At 63.5% G+C, this 10,696-nt stretch carries 5 protein-coding genes and 1 pseudogene; all 6 read right to left on the bottom strand.

Features of this window, described 5'->3' with window-relative positions; translation table 11 throughout:
* Window positions 1-637: 637 nt before the first annotated feature.
* Window positions 638-1,087: a hypothetical protein gene (locus tag SO139_RS44040; protein WP_498541995.1), complete on the bottom strand. Its 450-nt coding sequence runs from the start codon at window positions 1,085-1,087 to the stop codon at window positions 638-640.
* Between the two features lie 141 nt (window positions 1,088-1,228).
* Complete coding sequence (locus tag SO139_RS44035) at window positions 1,229-2,152, bottom strand: DUF2493 domain-containing protein (RefSeq protein ID WP_498541994.1); 924 nt, start codon at window positions 2,150-2,152, stop codon at window positions 1,229-1,231.
* A 338-nt stretch (window positions 2,153-2,490) separates the two neighbouring features.
* Window positions 2,491-3,552 (bottom strand): DUF7146 domain-containing protein, encoded by a 1,062-nt coding sequence (locus SO139_RS44030; RefSeq protein ID WP_498541993.1) that lies wholly within the window; start codon window positions 3,550-3,552, stop codon window positions 2,491-2,493.
* On the bottom strand, window positions 3,552-7,874 hold the full coding sequence (locus tag SO139_RS44025) for a strawberry notch-like NTP hydrolase domain-containing protein (protein ID WP_498541992.1): 4,323 nt from the start codon (window positions 7,872-7,874) through the stop codon (window positions 3,552-3,554). Before SO139_RS44025 ends, SO139_RS44030 begins: the two co-directional genes overlap by 1 nt.
* Window positions 7,875-8,060: 186 nt before the next feature.
* Window positions 8,061-10,178: a ParB/RepB/Spo0J family partition protein gene (locus tag SO139_RS44020; protein WP_498541991.1), complete on the bottom strand. Its 2,118-nt coding sequence runs from the start codon at window positions 10,176-10,178 to the stop codon at window positions 8,061-8,063.
* Between the two features lie 105 nt (window positions 10,179-10,283).
* Window positions 10,284-10,592 (bottom strand): annotated as a pseudogene (locus SO139_RS44015) (zincin-like metallopeptidase domain-containing protein); the annotation flags it as partial.
* Window positions 10,593-10,696 lie beyond the last annotated feature (104 nt).

Below are 10,696 nucleotides of genomic sequence, written 5' to 3'. Positions count from 1 at the left end.
TGGCACGTCCGGTTCGGCGAGAGGCGTGCAGAAACCAGCCGCCGTGAGGCGGTATGGCGCTGCGCGCCTACTCTACCTGTTGTGTTTCGAGCCCGCGACCACCGCGGCCTCGATGGCGATCTAGGGCCGAGGACGATCGGCGACGCACCCGCTCGGGCCGGAGCGCAGCGGAGGACGTCGTTGTGGCGACTTTCTTGTCTCGCGAGGAATGGGCGAAGCCCAGGGGAAGAAAGTCGCGTCAACGGCGTTGCGGCTCAGACGATCGAGGCGGAGCCGGTCTTCGGCCAGATCAAGCCATCAACGAGGCCACGTGCGTCCGCGTGCTGAACCACAATATCGGGAGAAGCGTGGCTATCTCGGTTTTGATGAACAAGAGGCCGGAACGATTCAGCGGGGAAAGAGAAACAATCTCCTGCAAAAGGCGGCATCGTCTCCCAAGAACCGATCGAGATAACATCGCTCTGCCCCGGCTGGGTGGGCCGGACCGAATGCCGGCAGCTTGATTGAGGAGTTCCGAGGAGGACTGCCTCTCCCGCGCTCAGGTTTCGATCATCTCCCGTCGCCCCACCGATCTACGCACCTGTTCGATGAAGGCGGGAAACGGTCATCGCTCGGCCAATGCGGCCGTAAGAACTGCTTAAGACGGGTTCTCCACCACCCCGCCCGGCTCCAACGGGCGGGTCTCCGCCAAAACCATCAAGCGCGTCCATGACGTAACGCCAATGCAAACCGCGCCCAGGCAAGCGAAGACCTCACGCCAAGCCAGCGAAGGCACCCCGATCTGAGACAGGGCGAACACCATGTGATAGCCGGCGGCGGCGGCGGGAACAGCGAATGCCGTCGCGATCGCGATGCGCAAGGCCAAGGACCGGGTAAAAGCGACGGCGACCTGGCCGAGGACGAGCGTCAACGCGCCGCCGGCCGTTCCGAGAAGCAGCCCGCCGATGAGGCCGGCACCGCTCTGAAACGCCGTCATCCCAATACTCAGCGCGACGAAAAACGGCAGGGCATACACTGCGAGCGCGAAAATCGCCCAGCAGAATAGGCCGATGCCGAGTGTGTTGAGAACAATCCCAAGGGCGAGCATTGTGGTGGCTCCATGTGCATAGAAGTGCCAGTTGCGCCTTCCACCACCACCACGGCGCAACTGTGGATATGAGACTGAAAGGAGGCGGAGTTGCGGCGTGAGCAATTCCGCCTCGAAGGCTTGGAGTCGAGAAGACGGCGCTCACGCGCCGCCGAACATCCAGACCGGGATGCCAAGCCGCTTCGCCTTATCGGCCAAGTTGTCCTGGATTCCAGTGCCCGGGAAGTGCATGACGCCGATCGGCAGGATTTCGAGTATGGCATCGTTGCGCTTGAAAGGTGCTGCCTTGGCATGTTTCGTCCAATCAGGCTTGAAGGCGATCTGAGGCACCTTGCGGATCGTCGCCCATTTGGATGCGATCAGTTCGGCACCCTTCGGGGAGCCGCCATGGAGCAGGACCATGTCGGGATGCTTGGCATGAACCTTGTCGAGACGATCCCAGATGAGGTGGTGGTCGTTGAAGTCGAGCCCTCCGGTGAGCGCGATCTTCGGCCCAGCGGGCAGCATGACCTCGGTCTCGGCGCGGCGCTTGGCTGCGATGAAGTCGCGGGAGTCGATCATCGCTGCGGTCAGCGTACGATGGTTCACCAGCGATCCCGATCGCGGGCGCCAGAATGAGCCGGTGTGAGTCTCGAAGCGCTCTATGGCCTGATCGCGGAAGAGCTCCAGGCAGTTGCGGCGCTCGATCAGCGTGATGCCTTCCGCCGTGATGCGTTCGAGTTCGACGGATCGAACTTCGGAGCCGTCCTGCTCGCGCTGACGCTTCTGCTGCGCCTGTTCGTTGTCGTCGAGTTGGCGCCCGATGCGGTCGACGGCACGATGGAACAGGTTGACGGTCGACCAGAGCAGATCGTCGAGGTCCGGCTCGAGCCGCGTGTCGCTCAACGTGGCGACCAGGGCATCGAAGATGTCAGCGACGGCACCGGTAATGATCCTGCCCTCGGGAAGCGGCCGCGGATCGGGCTGGTCGTCGAAGGGGCGGTAACCAAAGAGCTGCAATTCGGTAAGAACGTGTTCGGTCGGAGATGCGTCGTGCGGCGGTTCGATGTCATCGTGGTCGGTCATGGAGGCGATCCTTTGCCGGATCGGCCGCGACCATCGCGGCCTTCGTGGCGATCACTCAGACGGCAGGCGGAACGGGCCAGCACCCGGAGCAGAGCGGAGGGCCGAAGCGCAGCGGAGGATGGCGGAGGCCGGCTATTTTGCTTCGCGATGCAAAGCGCGCCGATAACGTGATTAATATGCCTTCTCATCGCTGGCGCGCGGCGGAAAATAGCCGGTCGCAGCCATTGCCGGCCCGGACCGCCTGTCGTCCGATCGCCCTCTAGAAGGCCGTGGTCGCGTGCTCTTCCGGCATCGGCCTCGCTTTGACCGACCTAGTGACGCCGATCGAACACGCCGAGCTATTCCGCGGCCACCGTCGACGAATGCAGGAAGCGGATGACGTCCTCCGGGACAAGTTGAAGCCGCAACGCTGCTCGCAGGGCATCAAGGCCGAATATGTGCAGATCTTCGTTGAAGTCTCCCAGCCGGGGCGACAGCGGGATCGCTTCAACGCCGACCTCTTCCGCGCGCTGGGTGAGAATCGCCTGTACGGCATCTCCGGCAGCATCGTCATCGCGGGCGATATAGAGCCGACGCAGGCCAGACGGCAGCAATATGGCTGCGAGGTGATTAGCCGAAAGCGCGGCCGCCATCGGCAACGTCGGCAGCACGTAGCGCAGCGACAGCATGGTCTCCAGACCCTCGCCGGCAGCGAGCACGTCGTCCACCACGCCAAAGCGAACGGCATTGCCGAGCAGGTCGCCCATGGCCCGTCGTGGCGTATCAATCGGAGCCTTACCGAGCCGTACGCGATCAAAGCCGTGTGGATCTAGCCAGGTGCGATGCACGCCGGTGATCCGTCCCTCGAGGTCCGTGACAGAGCCTATCATCGCCGGCCAGGTTTCAGTCGGCAAATGCTCGTCCGGTCGGTAGTAGCAACGTGGGTGGAAGCGCAGGCTACCACCATGGTGGATTTGGCTTATTCCACGACGTTGCAAATACGTTTCCACCAACGTTCCTTCGATCGGGCCGGACATCGCAAAAAGTCGACGGGCGGCTTCTTGCGATCCGGCCGGCACGACCGGACGAACGGGTCTCGGGAGTGATTGCTCCTCAGAACGAGGCAGCTTCAGAAAGCGCCTCGCCTCCTCGGCGACTTCGCGGAAGTCTCGCAAGGCAAGGCTTTCGCGGATGATGTCGAGGAGATCGCCATGTTCCCCGGTCGCGGCATCGGTCCACTTGCCGGCGGGCCCCTTTGGCGATTCGTGCAGCCGCACGAACAACGAGCGGCCCGGGGTGTTGTGGACGTCGCCAACCACCCAGTACCGCCCCGCCCGCTTACCATTGGGGAGATAGAGTCGGCACACCGCCTCGGCCTCGCGCGCGAGGCGGCGTGCCAGCTCGGAGACATCGCCGGCCATCACGCGGCCTCCCGCTCACTGACGCCCGTAACCGGATAGGTGTCGAGCACCCTCGACAGGACCTCGATGCCGCTCGCGTCCGTGGGTACGAACATGCGCAGCTTCCAGGAGATGATCTCCCCAAAGAGGCCGTAAGCACGGAGGCGATCGCGTATCGTGTCGTTGAATCCCGACAGCTCGATGCGATGTGCGCCCATCACTCGGACGCGGCGAAGCTGAAGGCCCTCTGCGAGCTCGAGGACGGTCCGTCCTTCCATCAGTGCAGCAAAGGCAGCGTCCGGCGTCAGCGAAGGTGCGTCCGTCGTAACGACGTTTGCGACCCACGCGGCCGAAACCCTGCGGCCGATGACGCGTTCGCCTGTATTGGTCTGAAGCCGATAGATGCGGGTCGATTCGTTCGGTAGCCGCTTCCAGATCGGTAGCAGCAAGCCCGCCACGACGTGGATCGTGCTTTCCGTGAACTCGGGTACCTCGGCAAGCTCCGCCAGCCAGGTCGAAGCAAAGCGTTCACGATCCGCTTCGTCCCAATGACTTTCGGCCATGGTGGTCAGGGGGACCGTGTGCTGATCCATCGGCCGGATCAGACGGACGCGCCGCTCGATCTCGCCGTCATCGAGCATGACGCTCGCCGCGGGGACCTGGACGGCGGCTCGTCTCGAGCGCTCATTGACGAGCAGGACGGCCTGACGATCGGAAAGACGAGCAAGAGCGTCATCCAGACTCACCGGATGATTGCGCTGGCGCTGGGCGACCGTGAGCAGCCGGGTCTCGGCGCCGGTCCCCGGATGGTCATAGATCGTCCGCCGGTCGGTGACGACGAAGCTCTCGGCACGGAGGGTTTCCAACCCCACGTCGTAGGTGCCGGATGCAACCGCGCCTTCGATCCGAGCGGTCAAGAGCTGCTCGAAGGCGGTGAACAGCACATTCTGTAAGCCGATGGTGAGCGCCAATAACCTGTTCAGAAAGGTCGTGATCGGCGGCAGGTCATCCCTGAGCCCATTGGCATCCGTGAGCTTCAGACCGGTCGCATCCTCGAACCTCCCAAGCGAGCAGCCGTCGACCTTGCCTCGCGCGAGCAGCGTGTAGAGCTGACGCAACGCATCACGTCCGTACTGGCTTTCGAGATTGTCCTCGGGCCGGAACAGGCCCTGCCCTCCGGTCCGACGTTGGCCGCGCGTAATGGCTCCCAACGTATCGAGCCGGCGGGCAATGGTGCTGAGAAAGCGCTTTTCGGCCTTCACGTCTGTCGCAATCGGACGAAACAACGGTGGCTGCGCTTGATTGGTCCGGTTGGTGCGGCCAAGCCCCTGAATCGCAGCATCGGCCTTCCAACCGGGCTCGAGCAGGTAATGCACGCGCAACCGCCGATTCCGAGCCGACAGTTCGGCATGGTAGCTCCTCCCCGTGCCGCCCGCGTCGGAGAACACGAGAATGCGCTTGACGTCGTCCATGAAAGCCGAGGTCTCGGCGAGGTTGGCTGAACCGGCTCGATTTTCGACCACCAGCCGGTCGCCCTTGCGAACGATGCGGCGCGAGCGGCCCGTCACCTCGGCGACCAGTTCGGTGCCGAAGCGCTGGATGACCTGATCCAGTGCCCCAGGTACGGGCGGTAGTGATGCAAGCTTCTCGATGAGGCGGTCGCGTCGTGCGACGGCTTCCCGGCTCTCGACCGGCTGGCCGTCGCGATAGACAGGCCGGGAGCAGAGGTTGCCCTCCGAGTCGGTGAAGGGCTCGTAGAGCTGGACCGGAAAGGAGTGGGCGAGATAGTCGAGAACGTACTCGCGCGGCGTGATGTCGACCTGGACGTCGCCCCACTCTTCAGTCGGGATCTCGGCGAGCCGGCGCTCCATCAGTGCTTCGCCCGTCGACACGATCTGGATAACAGCCGCGTGGCCAGCATTAAGGTCGCGCTCGATCGATCGGACCAGCGACGGAGTCTTCATCGAAGTCAGAAGGTGGCCGAAGAAGCGCTGCTTCGCGCTTTCGAAAGCGGAGCGTGCCGCGGACTTGGCTTGCCCGTTCAGCGTTCCCGTTGCGCCGGTGATGTTGGCGGCTCGCATCGCCGCATCGAGGTTATTATGGATGACGCTGAACGCACCGGCATAGGCATCGTAAATGCGAACCTGCTCCGGCGTCAGCTGGTGCTCCACCAAGTCGTACTCGACGCCCTCGTAAGACAGCGAGCGGGCTGCGTAGAGACCGAGCGCCTTGAGGTCGCGCGCCAGCACCTCCATCGCTGCGACGCCGCCCTCCTCGATTGCCTCGACGAACTCGGCGCGCGTCGCGAACGGAAAGTCGGCGCCACCCCAAAGGCCGAGGCGTTGCGCATAAGCGAGATTGTGGACCGTGGTGGCGCCCGTCGCCGAGACATAAACGACGCGAGCATTCGGTAACGCGTGCTGGAGCCTCAGGCCCGCACGTCCCTGCTGAGAGGCCGCTTGGTCGCCGCGTTCGCCCTTGCCCCCGACCGCATTCTGCATGGCGTGGCTCTCGTCGAAGATGATCACTCCGTCGAAGTCCGAGCCCAACCATTCGACGATCTGCCTGACACGCGAAAGCTTTTCGCCGCGCTCGTCGGTCCGTAGCGTGGCGTAGGTGGTAAATAGGATGCCTTCCGAAAGCCGGATCGGGGTGCCCTGGCGAAACCGAGACAAGGGCGTAACAAGCAGCCGCTCCATGCCGAGCGCGGACCAATCGCGCTGCGCGTCCTCGATCAGCTTGTCGGACTTGCTGATCCAGACGGCACGGCGGCGGCCCTTGAGCCAGTTGTCGAGCAGAATCCCGGCGACCTGCCGCCCCTTGCCCGCGCCGGTGCCATCGCCCAAGAACCAGCCGCGGCGAAAGCGGACAGCATTCTCTGCGTCGTCGCGCGCGGCGGCCACAACATCAAAGGTCGCATCGATCGTCCAGGACCCCGCCAGGAATTCAGAATGCGCTTCGCCGGCATAGATGATGCTCTCGAGCTGGGCATCCGACAGAACTCCGTCCACCATGACATCGGCCGGCAGGTGCGGACGATAGGATGGCTTCGGTGGCGCAACGGACGCCATCGCCGCAGACTGCACGAGCTTGGTCGGATGTGCACACGATCCGGGAATGAGGATCGAGTGCAATCCGTATTCCTCATAAAGCGCATCGGTCAGCCGGGCACCTTCCGGCGGGGACCATTCGACCGTCTCGTAGATCAGTTCTGCGCCTACTGGCGCGGCCTCTCTCGAAGTGGACGATAGGTGTGGCGCAAAGGCGCCGACCGATCGGGAAATCGCTGGCCGCCCGATGGCGGCGATCTCCGACGGCGCTGCGACTGGCAGCCGTGGGGGCACATGCTGGTTCACCCAGCCAAGCAAGGTGGCAACGTCGGCCGCGACGCCTGGTGAGACAGGAAAAGCCGTCGGATCGGCAGCGGGCAGCTTATCGATCACAAGCAGCCGCGTGTCGATCCGTGTTCCGTGCTTCGCGTAAACGGTGCCGTCGATCCCCGCAGAAAGCACCACCCGCCCGCGTTCCTGGAGCCGCACAAAGGCATCTCGCCATGCCGGGTTGGCCGGCGCGAAGCTTGCGCCTGCGATAGCGACGAGGCGTCCACCGTCGCAAAGACGCGCGAGCGCCGAAGCGACGTGGCGCAGAGCCGTATCCGCCATCCGTCGATCGACATTGGCGAGCGCAGAGAACGGCGGGTTCATCAGGACGACGCTCGGTGCGACACTCGCATCGAGGTGGTCATTGATCTGGGCGCCGTCGAACCGCGTGACCGGAACGTTGGAGAAGAGATGGCCGAGCAGCTCTGAGCGGGCATCGGCCAACTCGTTCAACACCAAGGCGCCGCCGGCGAGTTCTGCAAAGACGGCGAGCAGGCCTGTCCCCGCGGATGGCTCCAGAACGCGATCGGCAAGCGTAATTCCGGCTGCGGTACATGCCGCCAGCCCGAGCGGGATCGGCGTCGAGAATTGCTGAAATGCCAGGCTGTCCTCGGACCGCCGCGTATGTGTCGGCAGAAGGCCAGCTACTCGCACGATCATTGGCAGCATGGCGGCCGTCGAACCAGCCTTGGCCCGCATGGCCGGGCCGAACTTGCGAAGGAACAGAACTGTTGCCGCCTCGCAGACGTCATAGGCGGTCTTCCAGTTCCAGACCCCGGCGGCATCCGAAGCGCCAAAGGCAGCTTCCATGGCGCCGCGCAGAACAGCGGCATCGATGCGACGACCGTGTTCCAGGTCGGTCAAAAGCTGTTGCGCAGCTCTGACAGCGGCGGAGGTGAGATTTGCAGCGGCACGCATCGAGAGCGGAGCGGCGGCAACGCCGCCGGCGAGAGATTCGGTCATGGCAGGATTTCTCAGGGGAGCAGGAATGGGTCGAAACCGCCCGGCGCTCTCCTCAAGACCACGGCGATTCAAACCTTTCCCGGCCTAGCTCTCCCTCTGCGCCCTCGCCCATAAGAAAGGGGACCAGCGCTGCGCACCGGTCCCCAAGCAACCGCGGGAGGGTCGCAGCCGTCCCGCTCTGTGATGTCACTCAGCCGCGTCGAGCCGTTGCGGATCTTCGTCGCCGACGGTCTCCTGATCCTCCTCATCGGCAAGGAATTCGGGCAGCGAGCCCGCTTCGCCCTCCTCTCCCACTGGCGCCGCTTCGAAATCGACGAGACGCAGCGGCTCCGGCAACCAGCCCGAGCCATCGAGTAGACGCTCGGCCTCCTTGGCCATCTCAGCCTTCTTCAGATGGTCGATCAATTGCGCGGAGGACTCGCCCTTGGCTTCCCGCACCGCCTCCAGAATTCGTGGCTTGGTGACCCGTCCGAGATAGTTGTCGACGGTTGGTCGCCAGCCAGCCTGCACCATGTCGAGTCCGACCGCGTGCGCCAACACGTCAGCTTGGTCGAGACGCGTGCGAACACCGTGAGCGGAGACACGGCCCTGATTGTAGCGGTTGGCCGGCTCATAGACGGCGTTGACGGCAAATGACGCGCAGTGGGCGAACAATGACGCCTGTGCACCACCATCAAGAGCCGTCAGCGCATCCCAGAGATCGCTTTCGCTCTTCGGCAATCGCGACTTCCAGGACTCATGCCGCGCCTCGACAGCTTTCGCCGAGACGCTTTCCCTCAGCCCGGGAGCTTGAGCGGGAAAGGTCGGCGTGCGAAGTCCGATCTCAAGACAGCTCCCGGACGACGCGAATCGGTAAAAGGCCGTCAGCACGAAGTTATGCAGCACCGCCTGGAATGCGATCGCAGGATTCTCTGCCAGCGCATCCCGCAATGCCAGCGTGCGATGCGCCGTCAGCTCGATAATCAGCCGATCCGGCAGAGGCCTGGCCGCGTCCTCATCATCTTCTTCTGCATCGGGAGCAATACCTGCGACCGCGATGACCGTGCGCTGGAGGGAAGGATGCTCTTCTTGACCTTCGGTCGACGATGCATCGGCGCCCTGCTCGACGTCAGTATCAGTTGCCGGCACCTCGTCCTCCGGCCGGACGTAACCCCTGTCCAACGAGAGACGTCCCTCGGAATCGATGCTGATGAAGACACCAGCTCGGGCGATCTCGGCCGGTTCGTAAAGCATCGGCCGGTCTTCGAATGCCGCTAGCGCCGACTCGATTTCGCCGAGACGCTGATCGATCTCGTCAGGTAGCTCGTCCGCATCCTGGTAATCGGTTTCAAGCTTGGCTTGCTCGGCGTTCAGGGCATCGATGGTGGCCTGTTCCTCAGGCGAGAGATCGACAGGTTTACCTTCGATTTCTCGGAGGCCATGAGTGTGACCGTAGGAAAACTCTACGGCGACCGAGATCCACTTCCAGCCTTCGGCCGCGATCGTCTCAGCTTCGGCTTTGAGCTTTTCGGTTACGAGGCGGTCGAGCAACACGACGTCCTGAAGCCAGCCGCCGTCGTCGTGCTCGAACAGATCCCGCAGAACGCCGCCACCCGCTTGCTGATAGGCATCGAGGCCCACGAATTGGGCTCGGCGATCGGACCCGCGTACGGTGTTCTCGGTGAGTAGCCGGCGGATCTGGTAAGGCTCGTCGTAACCGGAACGGCTGACGTTCTCCCAGACCTGCTCCTGGCGGGCGTGATCGGCCGTGACCGAGAACGCCATGAGCTGCTCGAGCGTCATGCCGTCTTCGGCATAAACCTCATGCAGCTTCGGCGACACCGACGCCAGCCGCAGCCGCTGCTTCACGATCGCCGGGTTCACGAAGTGCCGGGCGGCGATGTCTTCCTCGCTCATGCCGAGATCGCGGAGTGTCTGGAACGCCCGAAACTGATCGAGCGGATGCAGACCGACCCGCTCGTCGTTCTCCGCCACCGAATCGTCCGCGGCAATGCCCCCTTCACGCACGACGCATGGCACCGCCTGCGTCTTTGACATGCGCTTCTGTTTCACCAGGAGTTCGAGAGCACGATAGCGCCTGCCGCCCGCTGGCACCTCGAACATGCCGGTTTCGTTGCCGTCTCCGTCGACGACGGCCCGGACACTCAGACTTTGCAGAAGCGTACGGTGCGCGATGCTCTCGGCCAACTGCTCGATCGAGACACCGGCCTTGACGCGGCGAACGTTCGACTGGCTGAGCACGAGCTTGTTGAAGGGAATATCCCGGGAAGGCGACAACGTGATCTTTTGTATGGCTTTCGTCATTTTGGTTCTCCACGACGGGCGGCCGTGAGACTCTCTCTCGGCTTCCAACCCGTCGCGAACAGCGTCCCCTCCTCTCACTCTCGCGCGGTCACAGAAAACCGAGCATCACGCCGCCTCGTGATCGGCGACAACCGAATGCAGCGCGGGCTCAATGGACCCGGGAACGAAGCCGAGCAAATAGTCCGCGGCCTTGCTCGCCTGCGAGGCGGCACGCACGATGGCCCGATTGTCTTCGCGCAGGACTTCAAGCCATGATCCGATATAGTCGGCATGGCGCACGGTCGGGACGATCCCGAGCGACGCGCAGCTGAATGCGGAACTCAACTCCGCGACCAGTTCTTCGAAGGCATATTTCTTCGTACCGTAGGATCCGCTCTGGTCACGATTGAGACGCGAAGGATGCCCGGTCGCATGCGTGTTATGCCGATATCGGCATAATGGGCATTATGCCGTAAGCGGGATTATGCCGCATGGCCGAGTTTTGCGGCTGCCACATCCGCTTTCGGCCATGCGGCAGT

It is taken from the genome of Bradyrhizobium sp. UFLA05-89 (assembly GCF_059803475.1).
This window is presented reverse-complemented; position numbering and strand designations above follow the sequence as displayed.